General features: G+C 39.3%; 29 protein-coding genes. 17 read left to right on the top strand and 12 right to left on the bottom strand.

What is annotated here, in order from left to right; genetic code table 11:
* Nucleotides 1-196: 196 nt before the first annotated feature.
* Complete coding sequence (locus Q9M50_05955) at nucleotides 197-439, bottom strand: DUF2892 domain-containing protein (GenBank protein MDQ7090176.1); 243 nt, start codon at nucleotides 437-439, stop codon at nucleotides 197-199.
* A 112-nt stretch (nucleotides 440-551) separates the two neighbouring features.
* On the opposite strand from Q9M50_05955, the gene uvrD reads away from it, so the two are divergent.
* From uvrD to Q9M50_05915, 8 genes are all read left to right on the top strand, one after another.
* Nucleotides 552-2,690: a DNA helicase II gene (uvrD, locus tag Q9M50_05950; GenBank protein MDQ7090175.1), complete on the top strand. Its 2,139-nt coding sequence runs from the start codon at nucleotides 552-554 to the stop codon at nucleotides 2,688-2,690.
* 30 nt (nucleotides 2,691-2,720) lie between these two features.
* Nucleotides 2,721-3,317, top strand: a complete 597-nt coding sequence (locus tag Q9M50_05945; GenBank protein ID MDQ7090174.1) for a hypothetical protein — start codon at nucleotides 2,721-2,723, stop codon at nucleotides 3,315-3,317.
* 10 nt (nucleotides 3,318-3,327) lie between these two features.
* Nucleotides 3,328-3,618 (top strand): hypothetical protein, encoded by a 291-nt coding sequence (locus Q9M50_05940; GenBank protein ID MDQ7090173.1) that lies wholly within the window; start codon nucleotides 3,328-3,330, stop codon nucleotides 3,616-3,618.
* Between the two features lie 8 nt (nucleotides 3,619-3,626).
* Nucleotides 3,627-4,733, top strand: coding sequence for a hypothetical protein (locus tag Q9M50_05935; GenBank protein MDQ7090172.1), 1,107 nt, complete (start codon nucleotides 3,627-3,629; stop codon nucleotides 4,731-4,733).
* An 11-nt stretch (nucleotides 4,734-4,744) separates the two neighbouring features.
* Complete coding sequence (locus Q9M50_05930) at nucleotides 4,745-5,128, top strand: hypothetical protein (GenBank protein MDQ7090171.1); 384 nt, start codon at nucleotides 4,745-4,747, stop codon at nucleotides 5,126-5,128.
* Complete coding sequence (locus Q9M50_05925; protein MDQ7090170.1) at nucleotides 5,125-5,604, top strand: thioredoxin fold domain-containing protein; 480 nt, start codon at nucleotides 5,125-5,127, stop codon at nucleotides 5,602-5,604. The genes Q9M50_05930 and Q9M50_05925 overlap by 4 nt, the downstream gene beginning before the upstream one ends.
* A gap of 107 nt (nucleotides 5,605-5,711) precedes the next feature.
* A complete protein-coding gene (gene hemL, locus Q9M50_05920; GenBank protein MDQ7090169.1) occupies nucleotides 5,712-6,998 on the top strand; it encodes a glutamate-1-semialdehyde 2,1-aminomutase in 1,287 nt (428 codons plus the stop codon).
* Nucleotides 6,999-7,034: 36 nt separating this feature from the next.
* Nucleotides 7,035-7,268 (top strand): nucleotidyltransferase domain-containing protein, encoded by a 234-nt coding sequence (locus Q9M50_05915; GenBank protein MDQ7090168.1) that lies wholly within the window; start codon nucleotides 7,035-7,037, stop codon nucleotides 7,266-7,268.
* Nucleotides 7,269-7,460: 192 nt separating this feature from the next.
* Here the strand turns inward: Q9M50_05915 and Q9M50_05910 are convergent, their stop codons facing one another.
* From Q9M50_05910 to Q9M50_05890, 5 genes are all read right to left on the bottom strand, one after another.
* The gene (locus Q9M50_05910; GenBank protein MDQ7090167.1) at nucleotides 7,461-7,796 is read right to left on the bottom strand and encodes a pyridoxamine 5'-phosphate oxidase family protein; all 336 of its coding nucleotides are present in this window, start codon (nucleotides 7,794-7,796) and stop codon (nucleotides 7,461-7,463) included.
* 141 nt (nucleotides 7,797-7,937) lie between these two features.
* Complete coding sequence (locus tag Q9M50_05905; GenBank protein MDQ7090166.1) at nucleotides 7,938-8,561, bottom strand: glutathione S-transferase; 624 nt, start codon at nucleotides 8,559-8,561, stop codon at nucleotides 7,938-7,940.
* 63 nt (nucleotides 8,562-8,624) lie between these two features.
* Complete coding sequence (locus tag Q9M50_05900) at nucleotides 8,625-9,080, bottom strand: nuclear transport factor 2 family protein (protein MDQ7090165.1); 456 nt, start codon at nucleotides 9,078-9,080, stop codon at nucleotides 8,625-8,627.
* A gap of 171 nt (nucleotides 9,081-9,251) precedes the next feature.
* Nucleotides 9,252-11,072, bottom strand: coding sequence for a sigma 54-interacting transcriptional regulator (locus Q9M50_05895; protein ID MDQ7090164.1), 1,821 nt, complete (start codon nucleotides 11,070-11,072; stop codon nucleotides 9,252-9,254).
* A 70-nt stretch (nucleotides 11,073-11,142) separates the two neighbouring features.
* A complete protein-coding gene (locus Q9M50_05890; GenBank protein ID MDQ7090163.1) occupies nucleotides 11,143-11,856 on the bottom strand; it encodes a transposase in 714 nt (237 codons plus the stop codon).
* Nucleotides 11,857-11,941: 85 nt separating this feature from the next.
* On the opposite strand from Q9M50_05890, the gene Q9M50_05885 reads away from it, so the two are divergent.
* The 9 genes from Q9M50_05885 (at nucleotide 11,942) to Q9M50_05845 (ending at nucleotide 18,196) form a co-directional block, all read left to right on the top strand.
* Nucleotides 11,942-12,802 carry an ATP-binding protein gene (locus Q9M50_05885; GenBank protein ID MDQ7090162.1) on the top strand — a complete coding sequence of 287 codons (861 nt, stop codon included), beginning with the start codon at nucleotides 11,942-11,944 and terminating at the stop codon, nucleotides 12,800-12,802.
* An 18-nt stretch (nucleotides 12,803-12,820) separates the two neighbouring features.
* Complete coding sequence (locus Q9M50_05880) at nucleotides 12,821-13,024, top strand: (2Fe-2S)-binding protein (GenBank protein ID MDQ7090161.1); 204 nt, start codon at nucleotides 12,821-12,823, stop codon at nucleotides 13,022-13,024.
* Nucleotides 13,025-13,166: 142 nt separating this feature from the next.
* Entirely contained in the window at nucleotides 13,167-13,940 is a 774-nt protein-coding gene (locus tag Q9M50_05875) for a DUF3450 domain-containing protein (protein MDQ7090160.1), read from the top strand.
* A gap of 5 nt (nucleotides 13,941-13,945) precedes the next feature.
* On the top strand, nucleotides 13,946-15,274 hold the full coding sequence (locus Q9M50_05870) for a MotA/TolQ/ExbB proton channel family protein (protein MDQ7090159.1): 1,329 nt from the start codon (nucleotides 13,946-13,948) through the stop codon (nucleotides 15,272-15,274).
* Nucleotides 15,274-15,807 (top strand): MotA/TolQ/ExbB proton channel family protein, encoded by a 534-nt coding sequence (locus Q9M50_05865; GenBank protein MDQ7090158.1) that lies wholly within the window; start codon nucleotides 15,274-15,276, stop codon nucleotides 15,805-15,807. The genes Q9M50_05870 and Q9M50_05865 overlap by 1 nt, the downstream gene beginning before the upstream one ends.
* Before the next feature lie 7 nt (nucleotides 15,808-15,814).
* Nucleotides 15,815-16,222: a biopolymer transporter ExbD gene (locus Q9M50_05860; protein ID MDQ7090157.1), complete on the top strand. Its 408-nt coding sequence runs from the start codon at nucleotides 15,815-15,817 to the stop codon at nucleotides 16,220-16,222.
* Nucleotides 16,223-16,345: 123 nt separating this feature from the next.
* A complete protein-coding gene (locus tag Q9M50_05855; protein MDQ7090156.1) occupies nucleotides 16,346-16,576 on the top strand; it encodes a hypothetical protein in 231 nt (76 codons plus the stop codon).
* A gap of 154 nt (nucleotides 16,577-16,730) precedes the next feature.
* Nucleotides 16,731-17,015 carry an energy transducer TonB gene (locus tag Q9M50_05850; GenBank protein MDQ7090155.1) on the top strand — a complete coding sequence of 95 codons (285 nt, stop codon included), beginning with the start codon at nucleotides 16,731-16,733 and terminating at the stop codon, nucleotides 17,013-17,015.
* On the top strand, nucleotides 17,012-18,196 hold the full coding sequence (locus Q9M50_05845) for a tetratricopeptide repeat protein (GenBank protein ID MDQ7090154.1): 1,185 nt from the start codon (nucleotides 17,012-17,014) through the stop codon (nucleotides 18,194-18,196). The genes Q9M50_05850 and Q9M50_05845 overlap by 4 nt, the downstream gene beginning before the upstream one ends.
* A gap of 18 nt (nucleotides 18,197-18,214) precedes the next feature.
* On the opposite strand, the gene Q9M50_05840 is transcribed toward Q9M50_05845, so the two are convergent.
* From Q9M50_05840 to shc, 6 genes are all read right to left on the bottom strand, one after another.
* Complete coding sequence (locus Q9M50_05840) at nucleotides 18,215-18,922, bottom strand: prolipoprotein diacylglyceryl transferase (protein ID MDQ7090153.1); 708 nt, start codon at nucleotides 18,920-18,922, stop codon at nucleotides 18,215-18,217.
* Nucleotides 18,923-19,292: 370 nt separating this feature from the next.
* Nucleotides 19,293-19,430, bottom strand: a complete 138-nt coding sequence (locus Q9M50_05835; protein ID MDQ7090152.1) for a hypothetical protein — start codon at nucleotides 19,428-19,430, stop codon at nucleotides 19,293-19,295.
* A 20-nt stretch (nucleotides 19,431-19,450) separates the two neighbouring features.
* Entirely contained in the window at nucleotides 19,451-20,842 is a 1,392-nt protein-coding gene (locus Q9M50_05830) for an aspartate aminotransferase family protein (GenBank protein ID MDQ7090151.1), read from the bottom strand.
* Nucleotides 20,843-20,855: 13 nt separating this feature from the next.
* Nucleotides 20,856-23,462 carry an MMPL family transporter gene (locus tag Q9M50_05825; GenBank protein MDQ7090150.1) on the bottom strand — a complete coding sequence of 869 codons (2,607 nt, stop codon included), beginning with the start codon at nucleotides 23,460-23,462 and terminating at the stop codon, nucleotides 20,856-20,858.
* On the bottom strand, nucleotides 23,459-24,172 hold the full coding sequence (locus Q9M50_05820; protein MDQ7090149.1) for a phosphorylase: 714 nt from the start codon (nucleotides 24,170-24,172) through the stop codon (nucleotides 23,459-23,461). Before Q9M50_05820 ends, Q9M50_05825 begins: the two co-directional genes overlap by 4 nt.
* Nucleotides 24,172-26,130, bottom strand: a complete 1,959-nt coding sequence (gene shc / locus Q9M50_05815; protein ID MDQ7090148.1) for a squalene--hopene cyclase — start codon at nucleotides 26,128-26,130, stop codon at nucleotides 24,172-24,174. The genes Q9M50_05820 and shc overlap by 1 nt, the downstream gene beginning before the upstream one ends.
* Between the last annotated feature and the right edge of the window lie 10 nt (nucleotides 26,131-26,140).

Genomic DNA, 26,140 nt, shown 5'->3' with positions numbered 1-26,140 from the left:
ATTTTAGATTGAAGGCTAAAGAGAATCCCTTCTTCTATCGGGGTTAATGATCTTTTAAAAGGTGAAATACGCCCTAAAATATTACCTTGTATAGGGTGGAATTTCCACTCTATACGGCGACCCATAATAAAATTTAACGTCATTAAAAAAATTAAATTTCAACGACAGGAATATCGCTACCTTTTAAGAAAAATCGTTATTCCGTAGACGATTCATCATTTTCACTCGCAGGACGTGTATTTTTATGAAAAGCAGAATAAGCAGGACACCAACCAATATAACCTGACGTAATAAGGATTAACCCGACCAGTAATAATAAAACTTTGGCTAAAAATAAGGAAACCAAAATCAATGCGCCTCCCACACCCATACGAATTGTTTTTTCTTTATTACTTATGTTAAGTTCAAATTTAATCAAACGTTTATAATCAAAATTCATCCTAAAACCTCTTTTAATGTTAATTGTTGATAAAGATTCCCTATATAATGGGACTTCATAATTTAAGTTACTCAATAATACACAGCTAAAAAAAATGTGCAAGTGATAAAAAATGGATGTCTCTTTTCTAATCAACACTTTAAATGACGCGCAACGCTTAGCCGTTACCGCCCCTTCCAAGCCGATGCTAATTTTAGCAGGGGCTGGCAGTGGTAAAACGCGTGTTCTAGTCCACCGCATTGCTTGGCAAATACAAGTAGAGGGTTTGTCACCGCATAGTTTACTGGCCGTAACCTTTACCAATAAAGCCGCCAAGGAAATGCGTGAGCGCATTGAAGCCCTGTTAAAAATGCCGACACAATCCATGTGGATTGGTACATTTCATGGGTTAGCGCATCGCATTTTACGCCGTCATGCTCATGAAGCACAGTTACCTGATGCCTTTCAGGTCATGGATTCCAGTGATCAATTAAGAATGATTAAGCGGTTATTAAAATCCTTAGAAATTGATGATAAAAAATGGCCGCCCAAGCAAATACAAAGGTTTATTAATGCTCAGAAGGATGAAGGCTTAAGAGCGGCACATATTAGCGATAATGACGATTTTTTCCTCCATCAAATGCTAAAAATTTATAAAGCCTATGAGGTGAGTTGTAACCGATCAGGTTTAGTGGATTTTGCTGAATTACTCCTCAGAGCGCACGAATTGCTGCGTGATAATGCCGCTTTATTAACCTTTTATCAACGCCGTTTTCGACAGGTTCATGTGGATGAATTTCAAGATACCAATACCGTTCAATATGCGTGGCTACGATTATTAACCGAAGGTCAGGAAAATTTATTTATTGTCGGCGATGACGATCAATCCATTTATGGCTGGCGCGGTGCGAAAATAGCCAATATTTTAAGCTTTCAAGATCACTACCCTACACATGATTTAATTCGTTTAGAACAAAATTACCGTTCGACCGGGTATATTTTACAAGCAGCGAATACCTTAATTGCCTATAACAACAATCGAATGGGCAAACAGTTATGGACAAGCAGTGGGCAGGGCGATTTAATTTCCTTATATTCCGCGTTTAATGAACAGGATGAAGCCTATTTTGTTGTTGATCGGATAAAACAATGGCAGGAAAAAGGCGGTTTAAAAAAAGATGTGGCCATTTTATACCGCTCGAATGCCCAGTCACGACAATTTGAAGAACGCTTAATGACCACAGGGATTCCTTATCGTGTCTATGGCGGATTACGATTTTTTGAGCGGACTGAAATTAAAAACGCGCTGGCTTATCTGCGTTTATTATCCAATCGTGATGATGACCCCTCTTTTGAGCGCGTCGTTAATATGCCGACACGCGGGATTGGAATGCGAACATTAGACAATCTTCGTGACTTAGCACGGAGTCAACAAATCTCTTTATGGCAAGCCAGTGAGCAACTATTAGACGCTGATTTTTTTTCCCCTCGTGCCGCCAACGCACTAAAAAAATTCAGGCAATTAATTAATGATTTACACACCGAAACTGAAACACAAGAACTTTTTGAACAAGTTAAATTAGTCGGTGAAAAAAGTGGGTTAATTGATTTTTATAAAAAAGAAAAAGACGATCGTGGTGAAGCACGCATTGAAAACTTAGAAGAACTTGTTAATGCCGCCCGTGGCTTTGATTACCCGCGTGAGGATGACGAGACTTTAAGTGATTTGGTGATGTTTCTTACCCATGCAACACTGGAAGCGGGTGAAATGCACGGGGCCGATGCGGATGACTGTATTCAGTTAATGACGCTGCATTCCGCAAAAGGTTTAGAATTTAAACAGGTCTTTATGGTCGGGCTTGAAGAGGGGTTATTTCCATCAGGCCAATCTATTGATGACGTTGCGCGTTTAGAGGAAGAACGCCGACTCTGTTATGTTGGCATTACCCGCGCAATGCAACAACTGTGTATTTCTTATGCTGAATCACGACGACTTTATGGCAAAGAAACCTACCCCAGTCCCTCACGATTTTTGCGTGAAATTCCTAATGAATGTACACAGGATGTCAGAATGGGCGTTCAAAAATCCCGCGCTAACCCTGTACAAACCAGTCGTTATAAAGTAGGTGAAAAAATTAATCATGCTAAATTTGGTTTAGGGGTTATTCTTCAAGTAGAAGGCGAAGGCAAGCAAGAAAAAGTACAGGTTAACTTTTATAAAGGCAGTTTAAAATGGCTCATATTGGCTTATGCTAAACTAGAACGTGTTTAGAACTGAAAATTTAATCTAAGGAAAAAACGTATGAAGCGTTACAAACTTTTTATTTTATCATTTATTATTATCATCTCAGGGTGTGCCACACCGCCTGAAGTTAAACAATTATCACTTAAACAACTTGAATACCTTGATGTTTTAACAACGGCGATGAACGTTCAATCGGAAGGCCTTATTTCAGTGGCTGAAAGTTTAAAAGAAGAAGCGGGGGGGAAAATCGCCTGCTATCAACAAAATAGCGTCAATCGTCTCAATGCTTTGATGACCAAAACGATCCCCACTATGGATAGAGAAAAACGGATTGAAACTAAACGAAAAATTTTTGCTCAAGCGGATATCTTGAGTAAAACCGCAGAAACCGCACGAGAAAAATTATCAACCGATTTTATAGCGATTAAAGAAAAAACCTTAGAACTCCAAGGCTACTTAACAAAAATAAAAGAAGTGCAGACTATTTTAGATGGTTATATTCAGTCCGAAAAAATCGGCGAAAAATTGCTTAAAACCACAGCAGGGCATACTAATGTCAGCGGTTTCTTAGGAACGATTAATACCTATATTCCCAAAATTAAATCAACCACCGAAAGTTTAAAAGCTTTATTGTCAGTTTTAAAGAAAAAATAGCGGGGCAATTATGACTAAAAATGAACTTGAATTAAACATCGTGACGTTAACGCAGTTAGCCCAAAAGATGCCCGAACCTGATCGAACCTTTAAGCTCGGTGAAATAGATGAGCTGGCTATTCAATTACAAGGTGTGGCTTTAAATGATTTAAAATCACGCTTAGATAAGGTGAATTTAACCGAACTGGAGACAATAGATCATCAAATTTCAGCCACTAAAAATAGATCAGAAAGCCAAGAATCTACGGTAGAAGCCTTTGATTTTGGGATGATGCTGATAAAAAAGGCACTGAACCGTTAAGGTCTATTATGTTATCAACCATTACCGATTCTTATCGTCGCTTAGGGTTATCTTTTGGAAAAGTGAGCCTGCTACTCCTCATTTTTTGCCTAAATGCGTGTTCCGTTGTTCCTAAGCGCGAATTTTCAGATTATCAACATCTTTTTAAAGCCGTTCGCAACGTGGGTGAAGAGGTCATTATTAATTATGCTGTCGCTAAAAAGGAACAGGCACAACTTAAGAATCATGAAGAAATTCAATCGCCACGAAAAGTATCCTTTAAAAGCAAGCAGTTATTAATGTCAACCGTTGCCATTGATGACGTTGCTATTCGATTGAAATCATGGAAAGTGGTTGATTCCTATAACACCCTGTTAATAAAATTAATTGAAGGCAAACCTATTGAGGCCGAAAGTAATCATCTATTAGATAATTTACTGCGCTTATCGGTCAAAGGTCTACGGGATACGGCTAAAAAAATATCGCCTTTTGCCGTGGCTTTAGATGCTATTTTTAGTGAACTACAAAAAAGTTTTGAACGCCGTAAAATCATCAAAAGTATTGAACGCGTTTCCCCGATTATTAGTTCAAAATTAATTACAAGTATGAAAAAAGATACGGAATTATTTTATAGCGTACGCTATGGAATTAATAACTATCACTATCAAAAGCTTAGAGTTAACATTAGTCGGCATATTGCCGCCTTTGTAAAATTAGCCAATCAAATTGAACCCAAAACGCAAAATTATAAAGTTTACCCGCTGGTTGATAAATTAAATCTGCGTTTAGAGCAAATAGCCGTTTCGTCAACAGGGCGCGGATTTAAACCCATTCGATTAAAATCGTCTAAAGGTCGGCGACGAAGCAGCCTAGCCATTTCACAATTAACCTTACTAAAAACTCAAATTATTATGCTGCTCGACCAAGCAGAACAGCAGAATATTGCTTTAGAAGCGTACAGCGATATGCTAACCGCCTATGTTCGTTTATTAGGTCAAATGGATTTAAGCCTCAGGGTCATGCAGCAAGCCGCCATAACAGGAACGGCTCGTGATATCGACCTAGGTGATGATTTTGAAATGTCTTTAATGAAAATGCGCCAAGCTTTTTTATATTATCAAAAAACCCAACATTAGGAATTTAAACCATGTCGCTTACTCATGATATTGCCGCAGAAGACTATCAAATCGCGTGTGACCAATTAATGGAAATTGCAGAAGATTACAGTACCTCCGAAGAAACCGCTGAGATTGCTCTTGCTTCAGCCCAAGAATTAACGTTAAAATTTATTGATAGTTCCATTGATGATATTGGCGAACTCAATCGTCACTATGGATTATTTATTGAGACCCTAGAACGAATTATTCGTGATTTAGAACGAACCCCGCTCGAACGGTTATTAATAGGGCCTATCAAAAAACATCTACAAAATTCTAAAAAAAAATCCTCAACCCCCCTCATTGAAAATAATTGGTCTTATAAGCTTGATTTAATTTTTAAATGGTTTCGTACTCGGATGGGAATGCGTTGATAAAAAAATTTAAAATTCGAAAAATAGAAGGGTTAATCTATTTAATGGCCTTTTTATTATTATTTGTCGCGCCTATTTTTGTAAATTTTAACCCGTTATCGGGTCGTGTTCCTCAGATTACTCAAGCTCCGTTAAAAGGGACTATGCTCCAAAAGCCTAAATTTATTTATTTTTGGGCAAAATGGTGTGCAACCTGTGAAAAGATGAAAGCCCCTATTTCAACCCTTTTAAACGACTATGACGGTGTTAGTATTGCCGTTAGATCAGGCCCAGATGAGCAGCTACAGCCTTATTTAACACAACACCAACTTGATTGGCTAACGATAAACGATGAAAATGGCACGATTGCTAACCAGTATTTTGTTAACGCCGTTCCGACGATTTTTATCCTTAATGCAAACGGTGAAATTGCCTTTGTCACGTTAGGCTATATGAGTGAATGGAGTTTACGCTTCCGATTATGGCTCGCGAATTAACCCTATTTTTGACCACCCACTTACGACAAAAAAGCCCTCAGCGGTTTTAAAAACCTCCGAGGTCTTCCCTCCTGATTTTTAACTCAATTAATACCGACTAATAAAATATGACATCTGCAACTGAATTATTTACCCAAGCTAAAACGGTTATTCCTGGTGGAGTCAACTCCCCTGTTCGCTCATTTAGTAGTGTGGGAGGAACGCCTGTTTATATCGATCACGCGCAAGGGGCTTATCTCTATGATAGTACCGATAAGCGTTATATTGATTATGTGGGTTCGTGGGGGCCGATGATTTTAGGTCATGCCCACCCTGAAGTCATCGCCGCCGTAAAAGAGGCCGCCGAAAAAGGTTTAAGCTTTGGCGCACCGACCGAGTTAGAAACCCAAATGGCGACTAAGGTTTGTGAATTAATACCCTCTATTGAGTTAGTCCGCATGGTAAGCTCAGGCACAGAAGCCACCATGAGTGCTATTCGTCTTGCGCGTGGATTTACAGGACGCACTAAAATCATCAAATTTGAAGGCTGTTATCATGGACATGCCGATTCATTATTAGTTAAAGCGGGATCAGGCGCATTAACACTGGGCGTTCCTAGTTCACTGGGTGTTCCCGCCGCCGTTGCAGAGGATACCTTAACCGTAACTTACAACAACAGTGACGAAATCAAAGAAACCTTCGCGCTCTATGGCGATCAAATTGCTTGTATTATTGTTGAACCCGTTGCTGGAAATATGAATTGTATTCCCCCTGTCGCGGGTTTTTTAGAAACATTACGCACGCTTTGTGATGACTATGGCAGTGTTCTTATTTTTGATGAAGTGATGACAGGCTTTAGAGTTGCACTCGGTGGCGCGCAAGCGGTTTATAACGTCACACCTGATTTAACCACCCTAGGTAAAATTATTGGTGGCGGAATGCCCGTGGGAGCATTTGGCGGTAAGCGTGAAATTATGGAAAGCATCGCGCCTTTAGGTGGGGTTTATCAAGCAGGAACATTATCGGGAAATCCCATTGCAATGGCCGCTGGTTTAAAAACTTTAGAATTAATTTCCGCACCCAACTTTTATGCGACATTAACTCAAAAAACACAAAGATTTGTGACTGAAATTCAACAGCGCGCTTTAGACGCGGGGGTTTCACTGAGTACAAATACAGTCGGAGGGATGTTTGGTTTATTTTTTAGTGGTGAACCAACAATTCGCACCTTTGCTCAAGTGATGAAATGCGATCAAAACCAATTTAAAACTTTTTTTCATGGGATGTTAGAACAAGGTATTTATTTAGCTCCCTCGGCTTTTGAAACAGGTTTTATCTCAGCAGCGCATACGGATGCCGATATAGAACAAACATTGGATGCCGCAAGTGTTGTTTTCAAAAAACTAAGAACGTAGGGATTAATAAAAGCCAAGATTCCCTGTTTAAAAATAATGACGCTTATTAAAGTGTATACGCCCGTAGATGCGATTTATTTGTATGGCTCACGGGCGAAACAAACGAGCCATAAAAACAGTGATTGGGATATTGCGGTCTTATTTAGCCAGTATGAAACCGAGTTAACTAAGCGCGTATTACGTCCTCAATTATTAGAAGCCATGTTAGAGCGTGAGTTACAGCGTTATCTTCAAATAACAATAGTTCGGACAGTTTTTGTAACCCATTGATTTAAAAAAGAATTTACCAACACATCTCGTAAATATAAAACCCTTTAAAATCAATGCCTTATAGAATTAAGACCGCTATCTTTTTTAAAACTGTCCGAAGTATTGTTCTATTAGTTGTATGGAAATCTTCTTTTCAGGAAATTGTTGCTTTAGAAACTACATTTTTCTATGAATTGAAGATTTCCTCTACTTTTAAAACTGTCCGAAGTATTGATTTTTTGAAACCTGATTAATATAAGCGGAAATCCGATTTCTGCGCCGTGTTTCTAACTCAATCCTTAATAAACCTAATCGCCTTCCCTTATTTAAGCCATTAGCTAACGGATCCCCCGTTACAGGCATCGCGTTAATATGTAATTGCTGATTATTAGGCGAGCTAATAAAACGAGTTCGATTAAATAAAATAGAAGCCCACGGAAACCCCTGTTCATCATCATGAGCCACAAAAACAAACGGTAATTGCGAAAAAAACTCGCGGTGTTGTTCGGGCATAAAATCACGAATAACTTGCCGTCCAAAGCGTTCCATTTTTTCACGAACCCCAAGGCGTGCTTGGATTTTTTGTTCGCCTTAATGAAATGGGGATTCAATTACATTGCTCATTGTCTGCGCCTGATTAAATGAAAAAACCTCCGAGGTTTTAAAGACCTCGAAGGACTAGGCATTAAACTATGTCGCTAAACCCACGACTGAAGATTGCATATAAATAAAATTCGGCAAATTTTCAACACGCTGTAACCATGCTCTGACATTAGGATAATTTTGCAAGGAAACATCACCTTCAGGTGCATGAGCAATATACGGATAATTAGAAATATCAGCAATCGTTGGTTGCGTATCAGCCAACCATTCACGGTCGTCTAAATGTTGTTCTAAGAGGCTAAAAATAGTATGCGCGGTTTCAACTGCTTGCGCTTTATCCAATGCGGCCCCGAATAAATTAATCAATCGTGCCGTAGCAGGCCCTGCGGCAATTGCACCCGCTGCAACCGTTAAAAAGCGTTGCACTTCGGCCGCTTTCGCAGGTTTGAGTGACAGCCATGTGTGTTCATTATCGTATTGACTGGCCAGATAAACCAAAATAGCGTTGGAATCTACAATCGTTACCTCACCATCTTCCAATACAGGGACTTGACCAAAAATATTTTTCTTTAAAAATGCCGCTTGTCTTTGTTCACCTTTCATTAAATCAACGTCGATAATCTCAGCCTCTAAACCAAGAAAAGATAAGAGTAATTCGACACGATGTGCATTGCCAGATAAAGGGGGACGGTATAATTTTAGAGTAGCCATGAGTATTCCTTAAAATAAATAATTAAATAGTAATATTGTTTAAATCAAAATCGGTATGACGAACTAATTGGGATAATTCGGTAATCTCTCCCCTTGGTTTTTGATAAATAAAATTTCGCGTTCCGATTTAAGAATCGGCTTATCGTTAATACTGGCAATACGCCGCTGCATTAAACCGTTTTCGGCAAACTCCCATAATTCATTGCCATAAGAGCGAAACCATTGATTTGAATCATCCTGCCATTCGTAGCGAAAAGTCACCGCAATGCGGTTATCCGTAAAACTCCAAAGTTCTTTTTTGAGTCGATAATCACGTTCCTTTTCCCACTTTCGTGTTAGAAATTCGATGATTTTGTCTCGACCTGAAAAAATTTCTGCGCGATTACGCCATTCACAATCAACCGTGTAAGCACTAGCGACTTTTATGGGATCTTTACTATTCCAGCCATTTTCTGCGCGCTGTACTTTTTCAATCGCACTTTCTAAGGTAAATGGGGGAAAAGGGGGGCGGTTTTCCATTCTGTTTTCCTAAAATAATAAGCGTTTAGAATGGATATTGCAGGAGTTGTGCCATAAAATAAAATAAAAATTAAATCATTTTAAAACAATGACTTATATTTTATAGCAAGAAATAGAGAGAGGAATGAATAGTGTTTAAGTTACGAAATATCGTGAATTTACGATATTATGTTAATGGGCTAAATCAGAGCGGCGAATGCCTAATTTATTCATTCGAGAACGTAAGGTATTAGGGTGCATTTCCAAAATAGAAGCGGCCCCATTTTCCCCTGAAATCTGCCAATGTGTTTGTTCCAATACGTTAATAATATGGGATTTTTCGATTGCAGTTAACGATAATAACGGCTCACCCGAATGATTATTGTTCGTCTTTATTTCAAGTAATTCAGGAAGTTGAAAATTTTGTTCGGGGGATAAAATCACCGCACGTTCAATTACATTTTCTAATTCACGAACATTGCCTTGCCATGAATAATTGCGTAATTGTTCCATCACCGATTGAGGAATATGCTTAATAGACTTTCCCATTTTGCGGGCGTACTTATTCACAAAATAATGAGCCAATAACGAAATATCGTTTTTACGAGATCGTAATGGCGGGAGGGTCAAGGGAAACACGCTGAGGCGATAAAATAAATCTTCCCGAAAATCGCCCTTAGCCACCATTTTTTTTAAATCTCTATGGGTAGCGGCAATGACTCTCACATTTATTTTAAGGGTCTTAGAATCACCCAAGCGTTCAATTTCACCCTCTTGTAAAACGCGTAATAATTTAGTTTGTAATTCTAAGGGTAATTCACCGATTTCATCTAAAAAAATCGATCCCTCATGAGCTAATTCAAAGCGTCCAATACGTCGGGCCATCGCCCCTGTAAAACTGCCTTTTTCATGGCCGAATAACTCGCTTTCAATTAAATGACTCGGTAAAGCGGCGCAATTGACTTTAACTAAGGTTCGATTTTTACGCTGACTTAAATTATGCAACGCGCGTGCAATTAATTCTTTACCTGTACCTGTTTCACCTTGAATTAAAACCGTTGTTTCAGTCGGTGCAACTTGTTCTACTTGAAGTAACACCACTTTTAAGGGCTGACTGTTTCCTAAAATATCTTCAAACTTATGATTAAGATTAATTTCTTCTTGCAGATAACTATTTTCTGCTTGTAGACGGTTTTTGAGTTGTTTAATTTCAGATAAAGCGAGGGTGAGTTTTTTCTCGGCGAGTTGGCGTTCCGTAATATCCCTAAACACCATTACCACACCCTGTAACTCACCCTTTTCCATGATAGGGGTGCTAACAAAATCAACAGGAAAACTAGAACCATCCTCACGGTAGAAGCGTTTATTATTCGCTTCATAGCGGGTTTTTCCATTAACAATCGTTAACACAGGGCAGTATTTTTCAAAGTCGCTTTCATCTTTTCCAAAAATAGTATGAATGCTTTGACCGTTTAAATCGGTCGTTGACCAAGCGAGCATCTTAGTCGCCGTAGGATTTATAAACGTCAGGTTTCCTTCACAATCAAAACCACAAATCCCCTCACCTGCCGCCGCGAGTAATAATTGATTATGGCGTTGTAATTGTGCTAATGCGTTTTCGGTTTGTTTGAGTTGACTCACATCTTGAAAAACAACGACCGCCCCCATAATTTCCCCCTCGTCCCAAATGGGGGTGCTGGTGTAATGCACAGGAAAACAACTGCCATCCTTACGCCAAAAAATTTCGTGCGTTATATGATGAATTTCACCATCGTTTAACGCGGCATAAATGGGACATTCATGTTGTGGATAAGGCGTACCATCGGCCTTGCTATGATGATGTTTTTCATGAACAGGCTGACCGAGAATATCTTTTTCATCCCACCCCATCATTGCAATGGCAGCAGGATTAACAAACGTTCCCTTGCCTTCATGATCTAGCCCATAAATTCCCTCCCCTGCTGAGGTTAATATAAGTTCGTAACGGCGAAGAATATGTTCATTATTGTTCATAAAATTAGGTGCTTTTGAATTTTAAAACCAAAGAAGTTCAACTAAAGAGATTAGAATAACTCAATCTGTATCAATTTATTTTACTTGCCTTATATTTTTCTGATTTTTTATCACCACCACGAGGTAACGGTGAAACGCGTCGTCCTATTTGAGTTTCAATGTGTTGCTTAAACCGATCATCGCCCAAAACCCACGATTTATTGATTGAATCACGAATTTCTTTTAGCGTATCATCAGGAATTTTCGGATCAAATAATTCTTTATAAACACCTTGTCTTTCTTTACTGGTTTTTCCTAGCCTCGAATAAGTGGCATGTGGCGTAATAAGTCCTGATCTCTTTCCCATTGCATTTTTAGAATAGCTAGACCACGGATAATCTGCGGGATGCTTCACCATACTTGCTCTTACTGGGTTTAATTCAATATAGCGGCTGACGGTTAAAAAATATTTTTCACTATCGACTAAAGACGCTTTGAATCTTCCATCCCATAATGTCCCTGTTCTGTTATAGTTTTGATTGATATAGCGCACATAATATCGACCTAAAGACTGCATCAATTTACTTACGCCATGTGCTTCTTCGGGGGTGACGAGTAGGTGTACATGGTTGGTCATTAATATATAGCTATGCACTTGAACCTTATATTTGCGACTGTATTCTTTTAGTTTGTCCAAATAGACGGTGTAATCCGTTTCGGTAAAAAAGCAAGCTTGACGATTATTTCCACGCTGGATGACGTGTAATGGAATATTGGGTAAATTTAAACGAGGTAAACGAGCCATAAAAATAAAGAATCCTAAATTATAATTTTGAATATATTAACTCACAATAGCTATAAAATCAATTTACTCCGACCCCTTTGATTCTTTGATTCCGTTAGTTTTATTAATGCCTTTAGCGGATAAAGAGGCTATTAAAATTAAACTGCTTACTAATTTAAACTATACCATTAATGCCGATTACACCCGATTAAAACAAATTATTATTAATTTAGTCTCTAACGCGATTAAATACAATCGTAAAGGAGGGGTGATTAACGTATCCGCTATCATTGTTGAAAATGATTATGTGCGGTTAAGCATTTCCGATACGGGTATTGGAATTTCTGAAAAAAACAAATCAAAAGTATTTGATGCGTTTAATCGTTTAGGACAAGAAACATCCACCATTGAAGGCACAGGAATAGGGCTGGTGGTAACGAAAGAATTAGTTGAACAAATGGGCGGTAAAATAGGCTTTGAGAGTGTTGAAAATGAAGGGTCTACGTTCTGGGTTGAATTTCCAATTATGCACGGTCATGGTCATGCAAAGTCTAAAATTAAACCGATAGCAAAGGATATAGCTATCGCCCTTGAAATACCCGACACAAAAAAAATACTGTACGTTGAAGATAACCCCACGAATAGAGTTTTTATGCGATCTTTTCTTGAAAGTAACCAATACTATGGATTACAACTAGCCGAGACAGGCGAGCGTGGCTGGGAACGGGCGATGGAAGAAGAGTTTGACCTCATATTAATGGATATTCACCTCCCTAAAATGAATGGTAAGGAGTTAGCTCAGAAACTAAGAGCAACCGATCATTATAAAGACAAACCTATTCTTGCGGTTTCAGCCGCCGTGATGAAACATGATGTTGAATCTGCAGGGGAATTATTTGATGCTTATGTCACTAAGCCGATTATTATTACCGAATTAATGACGCTTCTAAATAAATATTTAAAATAAACAAGTTGGGCAATATTGATGATTATTGAAGATGATTCCACGAAAGCGAATACTATTATTTGTGATTGCACTGGAACAACGCAAGTTAAAATTGAAGCCCTTATTATGAAAGGTAAAAATACCCTTGACCAAATTTCATCCGCTACAGGGGCGGGAACGGGCTGTGGTAGCTGTGATATTTTAATTCTTGAATTAGTAAATAAATCAAAGGGGATACAGTAATTAAGACGCATTACATCGCATTCTAAAGTGCGACTAATAGTCGCATCTTGAGTTAAACCCTTTATCAGACACAAGTAATTATGATATAAATTACCGCATTTACGCTGTTAATTTTTCTTTTACCCAATCACAATTTTATTATATGTCCTTTTTTTACCCGCCTGTAAAAACCCCTATTGTATTAATGGTTGCGGTACTGTCTTTTCCTTGTGTTTCTGCTCCCTTAGAAGATGCTATTCGCGTTAATCAAGCAACACAAGAAGCCGCCGCCGATTCACAAAAAAAAATTGACACCCTGAGTCAACAAACAGGAACCTTACTGGAGCAATATCGTTTTGCCACCCGACAAACTAAAAATTTAAAAATCCAATCCGAGCATTTACAACAGGTTTTAATTAATCAAAAACTTGAAAAATCCTCACTGGAAGAACAATTAAAAACCATTGTCACCACGCAAAACGAAATTACCCCTTTAATCTTACGGATGCTAACCAATTTAGATGCGTTTATTGCCTTAGACTTACCCTTTCTTCCTGAAGAACGTAAGCAGCGGTTAACCAAGTTAAAGGCGATGATGTTAAGAGCCGATGTCACCAAAGCTGAAAAGTTTCGTCGTATTATTGAAGCGTATCAAATTGAAAATGAATACGGCAATACCATCGAAGCCTATAAGGATGAAATCAACTTAAACGGAACGAAAAGTCCTGTTGATTTTTTACGGCTTGGACGTATCGCCCTCTATTATCAACGACTGGATGGCAGTGAAACAGGTTTTTGGAATAAAACGGAAAAACGTTGGGAAACCTTACCCGATAGCTATCGTAATAAGATTCATGATGGCTTAAGTGTTGCCCGAAAACAATCTGCGCCCGACTTACTTATCTTACCCGTTGCCGCCGCAGAAGAAGGAAAATGAAGCTGATGAAAAAACTAATCCTGACGTTATTACTCACCTTTACGATTCAACCTCTCTTTGCAGAACATTTAGACTTAACGCAATTATTGCGAGAAGCCCAAAAAATACAAGGCATGGAAGGAAAAATAAATCAAGAACGTGAAACTCGTTTTTCAGCAGATAACAGCAAACAACAAGCCTTGTTAAATACGGCCCAACAAACATTCAAAGACCACAGTAAAATAACCAATGAATTAAAGGCCACCGTTAAAAACAATGAAAATGAATTGGCCTTATTGCAAACGTTACTCAAAGAAAATAGCGGTGATTTAACGGACTTATTTACCGTGGCCAAACAAGTCGCGGGCGATTTAAAAGTTAATTTAGACAGCTCATTGATTTCAGCCCAATTTCCACAACGTAGCCTTCTACTCAATAAAATTTCTAAAAGTAAAAAAATCCCGACCATTGACCAGCTTGAAGCCTTATGGATTACCTTACAGCAGGAAATGACCGAATCAGGAAAAATCGTTTATTTTACTACTGAGGTATTAAATAGCGCGGGTACGCCAGAACAAAACAAAGTCATTCGGGTCGGTAATTTTAATGCCTTTTCAAAGGGTCAATATTTACGCTACTTACCCGAAACAGGAAAATTAGTAACCCTTCCACGCCAGCCTCAAGGGGACTACCTCAGTATGGCGGAAAATATGGACAGTGTTAACACAGGACAGGTTGATATTGGTATTGACCCCACGCGTGGAGTTATTTTGAGCATGTTAATTCAAGCTCCTGATACCATTCAACGGATTAAACAAGGCGGGGTTATTGGTTATATTATTTTAGTCATGGGTGGGCTTGGGTTTATTTATGCTTTAGTTAGGTTAACGATGCTATCGCTAACGGCTAAAAAAATAAACGAACAAATTGAGCAAGAAAAGGCAAACGATGATAACCCTTTAGGTCGGGTTTTTATTGCGACACAAAATGATAATCAAGCCGATGGCGATAATTTAGAGTTATTATTAGATGAAGCGATTACTCGTGAAATCCCTGCGTTAGAAAAGGGCTTGCCGATGATAAAACTTCTTGCCGCCGTCGCGCCTTTATTAGGATTATTAGGAACGGTCACGGGCATGATCGCAACCTTTCAAGCGATTAGTTTGTTTGGAACGGGGGATCCTAAATTAATGGCTAACGGGATTTCACAAGCATTAGTCACTACGATGCTGGGTTTATGTATTGCCATTCCTTTATTATTTTTACACAGTATTGTGGCCGCCCGCAGTCGGACGTTGATTCAAATATTAGACGAACAAACCGCTGGTATATTATCGCGACGGTTAGAAAAATAATGAACGCTTTTAATAGCTTTTTTGATGCGATTAATAATTTTTTAGAGATGGGCGGTACGTTGCTCACGGTCATACTCTGGGTATCCATCTTATTATGGACACTCATTATTGAACGCCTGCTATTTTTCAAATTTCATTATCCCGAATTGCGTTTACACTGCCTAGAAAGCTGGGAAAAGCGTCACGATAAAACCTCAAAAAAATCCCTTTTTATTCGTAAAGCGTTATTATCGGAAGCCAAAATCAGCATGAATAAAACCGTGCCGATTATAAAAATGTTAATTGCGCTGTGTCCTCTGCTAGGCTTATTAGGGACAGTGACGGGGATGATTAGTGTTTTTGATGTCCTTGCCATCACAGGAACGGGCAATGCACGCGCGATGGCATCGGGTATTTCCCAAGCGACCGTCCCAACAATGGCAGGGATGGTTATTGCTATTTCAGGGCTTTATTTCAGTAAAATCATTCAAGAACGGATCAGTGATGAAAGCCATCATTTAGCCGATTTATTAAAATATCATTCATTAAAATAGTCTTATTATGCGTCGCCGATCTAGCCGTTCAAATACCCAAGAATCCGCTGATATTGATATGACCCCGATGCTCGACATCGTGTTTATCATGTTAATCTTTTTTATTGTCACCACCTCCTTTGTCAAAGAATCAGGGATTGAAGTTAACCGTCCTACGGCGGAAACAGCAACACGCAAAGAAAATGCCAATATTATTGTCGGGATTAAAGCCAATGGAAATGTTTGGGTTGATAAACACCTCACCGATATACGCGCCGTGCGAGCTAATATTGCACGCCTACACGCTGAAAACCCGTTAGGATCCGTTATTATTGCCGCCGATAAAAATTCAAAAACAAAGACATTGATTCAAGTGATGGATCAAATTCGTCTCGCAGGGGTGATGAACGCCTCTATTGCCACGGATGTAGATTAATGGCGAAACACTCAACATTTGCCATTCTATTGGGACTTTTCGTTTCATTAATTTTATTCTGGCTAATGCAGATCATGATTAGTAATAATCAACAGCCCTTAAAAAAAAAGCCCCCATTTACAAATGACCGAATTTGTAAAACTTAAAAAGCTTGATAAGGACGTTGAAAGCAAACGAGAACTCCCAGAGGAAGAGCCGCCCCCCCCGCCGCCCCCTGAAGAATCGCAACAAAAACCGATCGAGCAAAAAATAATCCCTGAAATGGAAATACCTGAGCTGAGTATTCCTGAGCCTGATTTATTAACCAATTCGGATATACAATTAGCGGTCGTGAAAAAAAAAGCCGAAACCTAAAATAAAACCGATAAAATCCATAAAGCCGATAAAATCCGTAAGAACGGTTAACAAACCTACGGTAACGGCCCAGCCTACAGTAGTCTCTAAAGTAACACGGCCAAAACCCGTTAAAGTTGTCGTCAAAAAGCCTGTTAAAGTGGCCGCCCCTAAAATGTCAAATAAGGTGAGTTCAAATGTTCGTCCGACTTACCGTGTTGCTCCTAAATACCCAAGACGAGCTTTAAGTCGCCGACAAAAAGGTTGGGTCAAAGTCCAATTTATCATCACCGCGAATGGACGTGTAAAAAGTCCCTTTGTGGTTTCATCCAAGCCCAGTGGCGTGTTTGATAAAGCTGCTCTTAGAGCCATTCGTAGCTGGAAATTTAAAGCGAAAAAAGTTAATGGTCAAGCGGTTGCTCAACGAGCTGTACAAACGATACAATTTAAATTACGATGAAATTAAGTCTTAAAATTCTATTATTATTTTGTCTGGTCAGCCCCAGTTTTGCGGCTATCGTTTCAGCCCCTGTTTATCAGCAATTAAAGCAAGCCGATCGTTTAATCGCCAAAAAATCGTACTCACAGGCTGAAAAACTCTTAAAAAAACGTTTAAAACAACGTAATAATCGCTATGAAAAGGCGATTTTATTACGCAGTTTATCCTCGGTTAAGGCGGGACAAAAAAATTATATCGAAGCCATCAAATACATTAACAAGGCATTAGCGATTAAATCATTGCCTTATGCGGCGACTCAAAAAGCACAACTGACGTTAGGGCAGTTTTATTTAGTGAATAAACAATCAACTAAAGCCTTTGCCTTATTAGACCCTTGGTTTAAACGCAACCCAAATCCTAAGCCTAAAACCGCGATGTTATTAGCTAATTTGTTTAGTCAACATCAGCAATACAATAAAGCAATGGCCTTGGTTAAAAAAGCGATGAAAGTAACCAAGAATCCACCTAAAGCCTGGGCGGATTTACAGTTAGCATTAGGGTATAAAACCAAAGATTATCGTGCGGCTATTACCGTTTTAGAGCGGTTATTAAAAAAAGAGCCTGACAATAAGGCGAACTGGCAAAAACTAGCAACCGCTTATCATAATGCCGAAGATTACAGTCATGCCGCGAATATTCAACAGTTAGCCTATCAACGCGGCTTTTTAACCACAGAAATCGAGCTATTGGACTTAGTTCACTTATTTTTATATGCAAAAACACCGCATAAAGCAGCGGAATTTTTACAGCAACAATTTGATAAAAAAACATTACCTGAAACTGCAAAGACTTTAGAATTATTTGGTCTTACATGGCTAAAGGCGAAAGAACAAGCCGCTGCTCAAAAAGCCTTAGAAGCCGCTTTAGCACTTAATCCGAAAGCCTCTATTTATGAAAAATTAGCTCAAATTTATAGCCGTCAAAAAAATTGGCAACAGGCACTGGCGGGATTTAATAACGCCTTAACGTTAGGAGGGTTTGAAGACAAGGGATTAAGTCAGTTATTATTAGGCACAACACACTATCATCTTCAAAATTTAACGGAAGCAGAGTCCGCATTTGAAGGGGCTATTTTACATAAAAATACAGCGACAACCGCTCAGCAATGGTTACGTTATTTAAAAGAAATGAACCCCGATTAATTTTATTCAACTTCAAATTCAATCGGTTAACGGCGATGACTGTTTTCGTGTTAGCATCCACAACGCATAAAGTATCAGCAAAAAACTCAATAAATGGAATAAATTAAAATTAGCCCATAAATAGGGATAAGGTTTTAAAAATTCCCATATAAACCGTTGTCCCGCGTACACCCCGACAAAGAGATAAAAGCCGTGTCGTTGCCAAAATAAGGGATTTTTGGGATAGCGGATTAACAAGATAATTAAGAAAATAAACATCGTTAATGACTCATACAACTGCACAGGGTGGCGTTTAATATCATCACCAAAATTAACCCCCCAAGGTACGCTCGTTTCTACTCCATAGGTAAAATCGTCTAAGCCTGCTAAAAAACAGCCCACTCGGCCAACGATAATGAGTATGAGTAACCCTGGTATAAAATATAATCCCGTTGATTGTCGGATATTGGAAAAATATTTAAAGATTTCTGCCGCCACAATCGCACCAAAAATCCCCCCCAGCATACTTTTAGCCACGCCCTGATAGCCCGCAAGATAAATATTAAGCGTACCCAAGATTACGCTTCCTCCGATTAAGCCGACGAGTAAAGTAATCAAATAATAGTCGTATTGCGAGGATTGAATAATTCCAATAGGACGTTTGAGACCATATTTTTTCCGAAACCATGCGCTAACAAAGATTCCACTTAATAAGGCCAGTAAATCGAAAATAAGATGAATAGACACGGGATTTAGATGATTAATTTAAGGGGATGTAATCGATATAAGGCTTGGTATTTTTCATTTAGCTCAAAAGGGCTATCAACTTAAGATGGGGAACATTGAGGTTAAGTCGTTCGCCCTGAGCTTGTTGAAGTATGAACGGCTTAACCGTCCGCCCTTCGACAAGCTCAGGACGAATGGTTAAGCCTCGCTCCATCGTGTTCCGTCTTAAGTTGGTCGCCGCTCAAAAGTAGCTTATACTTTATTCTTAAAAAATAGTGTGGCGTAAAATAGCTTTAGCTATTTTCGTGACTCGCCAATAGCTAAAGCTATTGGACTCCGATTTAAACTGTAAACCGAAAAATGAAGGATGCCCTATCCATACGAAAAATAATTATAACGGGGCGGTTTCTTTTTCGACAACGTTTTCTGGCTGGGAAATATAGGTTCCAATGAGAATAAATCCCATAATGACAACATAAACAACCGAAAGGGTGTATCTTACTTTTTTACTGGTTTTATAAAAGCCCATGATTCATTCCCTCAGAAAAATTATTTTTTAGTTTTATTTTTTAACGCATGGCTGGCTAATGTTTTGCCTAAATCCCAAATGGAACCGGGAATTTGATGGGTGTCTGCAATCGTTTTATCAAAGGAACTAATAATATGTTGACTATTTTTATTGGTTAAATTTAACGGGGGTAATAACTTAACCACATTCATTCCATGACCTGCGACTTGCGTTAAAATTTTATGCTCTTTAAATAATGGAATCGTAATCATCTGACAAAACAAGCCTTTATTCGCCGCCTCTAACATCGTCCAAGCCGCTTTTAACGATAAGCTTTTAGGGGATTGAAATTCAACCGCAATCATCAAACCCTTCCCTCGCGCTTCTTTTAAAAATTGATAATCGGCGGACATGGCATTAATCTGCGTAATTATTTCATCGCCTATTTTTGCACTATTTTCAACCAGATTTTCATCTTCAATAACGTGTAACGTCGCTAACCCTGCGGCCATTGCCATGTTATTTTTACCAAAGGTTGACCCATGAACGACGGCTCTATCCATTCGATTAAAAACCGTATCCATAATTTTTGTCGTCATCGCCACCGCGCCAATAGGTACAAATCCGCCTGATAAGGCTTTGGCCATTAACAACATATCAGGGGTTACGCCCCAATGTTCACAGGCCCATAATTTCCCCGTGCGTCCTAGCCCTGTTTGAATTTCATCCGCAACAAACAACGTCCCGTATTTTTTACATAATCGTTCAACTTCAGGTAAATAATCATCATCAGGAACGTTAACGCCTTTTCCTTGAATCGGTTCTACAAAAAAAGCCGCAACCTCGCGCCCCCTTAAGACTTCTTCTAAGGCATCTAAATCATTAAAAGGAATCGCATTGCAATCTGATAATAACGGCTCAAAGCCTTCTCGGAAAATTTCTTCACCATTTAAGGATAACGCGCCCAAAGTTAAGCCATGAAAACTATGTTCGCAATGAACAATCCGCTGACGTTTCGTGGTATAACGCGCAAATTTAATCGCAGCCTCCACGGCCTCTGTTCCTGAATTACAAAAGAACATTTTATCTAAGGAATCGGGCGTGGTTTCTAAGATTTTTTTAGCCAGTAAGCCACTCAGCAGTGAGACATCCATTTGAACTAAATTGGGCAGTTCGAGGGTTAATGTTTCCTGCAATGCTTTGATAACCGTGGGGTGATTGCGACCCAGCGCAAAGACACCGAAACCACTTAATAAATCTAAATATTCAGCCCCTTGATTATCGTATAAATACTGTCCTTCCGCACGAGTATAGGTACGATCATAACCAATGGTTTTTAGCACACGCACCATTTGGTTATTAAGATATTGCTCATGCAATGCGAATTTCTCATCCGCATGATTTGAAAATAATTCGGCTATACTAAAAGTCATCGTTATCTCATTATTAAACAGTTTTGCCACTAAAGGCGGGTAATACAATCAGCGTGCAAATTAAGGTAAAGAAGATACCCATCGCCAATAAAAGCCCCATGCTGGATGTCCCCACATGAGGTGTAAACGCAAGACTAGAAAAGCTACACATGGTGGTTAAAGAGCTAAAAAATACACCCCGCGCGGTACTGGTTTCTAAGAGGTTTTCCTCTTCAGTAAAATGAACGTGTAAACGGTGCATAATATGAATCCCACTATCAACGCCCATCCCCATTAATAAAGGTAAGGCGATAATGTTGGCAAAATTAAACGGATTATCTAACAAAACGTTGCTCGCCCCTGTTAAAAGGGTCGCTAATAATAAAGGAAAAATAACCAGTAAGGTCTTTTTTATACTTTTTAAGATAATCAATAACAGTAACGTGATGGCAATTAACGCGCCTGTAAACGCTTGAATAAAAGCATCCACGACCGCATCGCCCGAAGCCTGATCGGCAACCGATAAGCCTGTCACTCCCGCATCAATCGTTTGAACCTCATTAACAAAATTTCGCTGATTTTCAAGTTTATTTTGATCGTCTGCGGGCATGATGAGAATACGATACAAGCCCTCATCACTTAACCAGTGCTGGGTTAAATAACGGGGTAAATCCCCCAAGGTATAAGGACTGGCCATTAAACTCGTGCGTAAACGTTCCATCGTATAGGGTAATAACTCTAAAATATTCGCCTCTAACGCAGGGTACTGACTTGAATCTGTGCGATCAGTTTGAGTAATAAAGTGTTGCAGCGATTGTTGTAATTGCTGTAAGGAGGCCGTGGCCGTATGTTGAGGTTGTTTGGTTAAAACGTCGGTGATTTGTTTTAAAAATTCAACTAAGGCTTGCCGACTATCGACTTTTTCATGGGGTTCTTTAAACTCACTTAATTGTGAGCCTAAAATTAAATCAAGCTCTTCAATAATTGCTAATTTTTCATCTTGATTTTTGGCCACTAAATCCGTTAATAAAATCGTATTATCAACCACGGACAAGGCTTTAAACCGCATGGCTTGTTGCTGTGCTTGCTCTAAATTATCACTTAAAGCCGATAAGGCATAAGGTGAGTCTGTTTTTGAGCTTAATAATTCTTTAATGGTTACAACAGATTCACTGGTTGGGTCGCGTAAATTAATTGAATTTGAATCAAACGTTAGATTTGTTAAAATTCCAATGGAAATAAAACTTAATAAAATCGCCGTCACTCGGATGGATTTTGAAAAATTAAAAGGTAAATTAACCAACCATAAGGGGGTGCATGATTTACCAAGAGGTTTAACGTTTTTTAATGAAAATAAGGTTAATAGGGCGGGTAAAACCGTGATCGAAACAAATAAGCCGATAAACATTCCCGCGCCTGAAATAAGCCCTAACTCAGAAACTCCTGAGTAATCGGTGGGAACAAAGGCTAAAAATCCTAATGACGTGGTTAAGGCACAAAGAAAAAGGGAAAAACCGACGTTGTGAATACTATCACAAATAGCCACGCCATTTTCCATTCCTAAAGCACGGCATTCTCGATAACGTAAACAGAGATGAATGGCGTAATCAACGCCGAGGCCGATATACAAAACGGCAAAGGCAATTGAGATTAAGTTTAAATGCCCAATCGCAACTGCGGCAAACCCTGCTGTTAAAATGAGTCCAAAAATAAGAGCTAAAAAGGTAGTCATTAATAATTTAACAGAACGCAATCCAAACCACAATGAGCTGCAAACTAATAATAATGAAACAAGGCCCGCAACGGCGGAACCTTCGGAGACACTTTCTAATTCTTCATGTTCTAACGCAATCTCACCGGTCATCCTAATCGTCAAACTTGGTGTTTGTGCCATCATTTCTTTAACGGTTAATCGAGCCGCCGTTAAGGCTAATTCAGCAGGAAAAATTTCGTTAAAATTCATTTTAGGACGCGCAATAACAATCGTTCGCCGACTTTCGGTATTTAATTTATTTGCAGCTAATAAGTCTTGCCATGATAAATAATGCGGTTGCTGTTGTGTTTGCGCAATAATAGACTGGTTAACCGCTTGTAACAAAGGCTCTAAATCCATCGGCAAATTTTCTTGCTGATTCAGTGCTTTATTAATAAGGCTAAATAAGCCTTGAAGATGATAATTTTGTGCTAAATGGCCAATGAAGGGTTGAGCATTGGTTAGCTTAGTTGCTAAGGCTTCAAGCTCATCGGTTTCAAGGTAGAGAAGGGCTTGGCGTTTGAAAAAATCATTTTCTGTGGGAATATAAACCGAATTAAAGTGATCGGATTGTGATTTTAATTTTTTCGCTAATTTATCAGCGGCTTGCGAGGTTTCTTCGGGGGTTAAGGCTTCAACAACTAATAAAATCGCCCCTGCATCAAAAGGAAAAGCGGCTTCCATACGCTTTCTATTTTGTTGAAAAGGTAAATCAGGGGACAGCATTTCCGCTGTATTGGTATTAACGCCTAAATTATTTAGGGTGTAATTCAAGCTTATTCCACAAAGAACACACGTAAAAATTAATAAAACCCAAGGGAATCGTAAAATATTAGATCCCCACCAACATAAAAATTTATCCAGCGAAATGATAGGCGAGTGACTCATGTAGTTGTATTTAAATCAAAACCCACTATTGTATCAAGATGTACGGCGACTGCCTTTAATTTGTTTTTAGCCGCCTTAAAATTCAAGCCTAATTTCATTAAGGCGGGTATTTGCTGAGGATGGGTTAATAAATAGCGGAGCAGTTTCGCTAACATGATTTCACCGTCGCTATTCAAGGCATAACTCACCGCTGGGGGAAAGTTTAGAGTAACGGGATCGGAAATTGTTCGTATCACTAAGCTTTTAAGGCCCGCTTTTTCAGCCGTTTCAACAATGGCCGCACTTTCCATATCAACGGCAACAGCCTGTGTTTGTTGATGTAATTTTTTTTTCTTCTCGCTGGTTTCAATGATGGCTAGGCTTTCAACCAAACTCACCGAGCGATGAATAACCGGTAAATTTTTCTTAATATGCGCTAACCAATGCTCACTCACCCGTAAAGAATCGCCTTTGGCTGGGATTATTTTTTCAGGAAAAAGAAGGTCACCCGCTTTTAAATCACGCGCTAAGGCTCCCGCACAGCCCCAACTAATCAGCCCTTTTGCCCCTTTAGCAATCAATACATTAGCCGCTTTAATGGCATTGTCGCGCCCCACACCTGAACAGATTACCATGACGTTATTAGCCACAAACGCACACTGCCCCCTAACCATTTTTTTTGTCGTTAAGGTGGCCAGCTCTTCAGGTAAAGCGACAATGATTCCAATCATTATTTTTTAGACAGTTCGTTACGATAGCGAGCTAAGGCCCACAATGGAAAGAATTTATCATAGCCGTGATATTTTAAATAAAAGACCTTTGGAAACCCCGGTGCGGTAAAGCAAGGATCCTCCCAAACGCCATTGTCTTGTTGTTGACGTAACAGATAATTAATCCCCAATTTAACTTCAGGGCTATCCACTTCGCCTGCCGCCATTAAACCCAGCAATGCCCACGCAGTTTGGAAGCTGGTACTTATATGGTAACGACCATCATATTTATCGTCAACTTCATAGCTTTGGTTATCTTCTCCCCAACCGCCATCGTCACGCTGTACACTTTTTAACCAAGCCGACGCTTTGGTATAAAGAGGATCACTTTTAGGAATATCGGTAGGCTCTAAACCGATTAAGACCGACCAAGTCCCATAAATATAATTGGTTCCCCAGCGACCAAACCATGAGCCATTTTCTTCTTGTTCGCTGCGAATATAAGTAAGGGTTCGCTCCAAAACAGGTAAGTATTCCTCATGATTTTGAGCAACACGCGCCATTAACATCGCACAACGCGCACTGACATCAGCGGTCGGCGGATCTAATAACGCGCCGTGATCTGCAAATGGAATTTCATCTAAATAGTAGCTGGTATTGTCCACATCAAAGGCACCGTAGCCCCCATTTTTAGATTGCATCCCTACAATCCAGTTAGTCGCCCGATGAATGGGTTCGTCATAGGCTTTTATATCTAATTCAGCCATTGCGAATGCCACTAAAGCGGTATCATCCACATCAGGATAATGTGCATTTTCAAATTGAAAGGCCCACCCGCCGCCCGCAACATCGGGACATGCAATACGCCAATCACCGGGTTCATCGGAAAGTTGTTTGCTTTTTAACCATTCATAACAAAGCATAAGGCTTTCTTTATTGGCCTCTTTATCAACTTCTTGTAACGCAAGTGCGACCAAGCCTGTGTCCCAAACAGGCGATAAACACGGTTGGCAATACGCCGAATCGTCTTTAATCACCAAAAGTTTATCAATCGCCTTTCGGATGGTACGCATTTTCTCATCTTCTTTTGGCACGCCCACTAATAATAAAGATTGATAAGAGGCCACCATCGCAGGGAAAATTCCGCCTAAGCCATCTTCGCCATTTAATCGTTCAATAATCCATTGCTTTGCTTGTTCAATGGCTTTTTGATGCAGTTTTTTAGGGATTAAACCCCGAGTTTTTAAGCCTAATTGATCCATGGCTAAAAAACATTTATTCAATAATGTTCGATCAGGAAAGTAATGTTTTTCTTTATCAGGATGAGTGACAAATAACTCCAACACACTCGTATTTGTTGGGTTTTTTGCTTTAGCTTTTAGAGTATATAAAATGAAAAAAGGAACCATGACCGTACGTGACCAATAAGAAACTTTATCCAAATGAAAGGGAAACCATTTAGGAAACAGCATAATTTCAACAGGGATATAAGGAACACCCCGCCAAGGTAATTCACCAAACGTCGCTAACGCAAGACGAGTAAATACATTGGCTTTTGCAACGCCCCCCTGCGTTAAAATAAAGTCCCGTAATTTCGTCATTGGCTCTGAGTCAACATCATCCCCTGCCAGTTTCAATGCAAAATAAACTTTAACACTGGTACTAATATTTCCCTCGCCCCCAGGATATAAAGCATAATGCCCCGCCTCAGATTGGCCCGCTCTTAAATAAACCGCAATTTTTTCTTGTAAGGGCTTATTAATTTCACCTAAATAGTGCATAAACATGATGTATTCCGCAGAAATACTGCAATCCGCTTCTAATTCAAAATTCCAAAATCCCGATTTATCTTGAAGATTGAGTAAATAATCCTGAGCGTTTTCTATGGCTTTATCAAGATTAAGCGATTTAGATTTAATAGCCGTTGATGAGTGTTGAGCGTCGCTCGTATCCATCGGCATTGCAGCTTCTGTAAACATGATGAATCCT

Source organism: Methylococcales bacterium (assembly GCA_030949405.1).
Taxonomy (GTDB): domain Bacteria; phylum Pseudomonadota; class Gammaproteobacteria; order Methylococcales; family Methylomonadaceae; genus WTBX01.
This window is presented reverse-complemented; position numbering and strand designations above follow the sequence as displayed.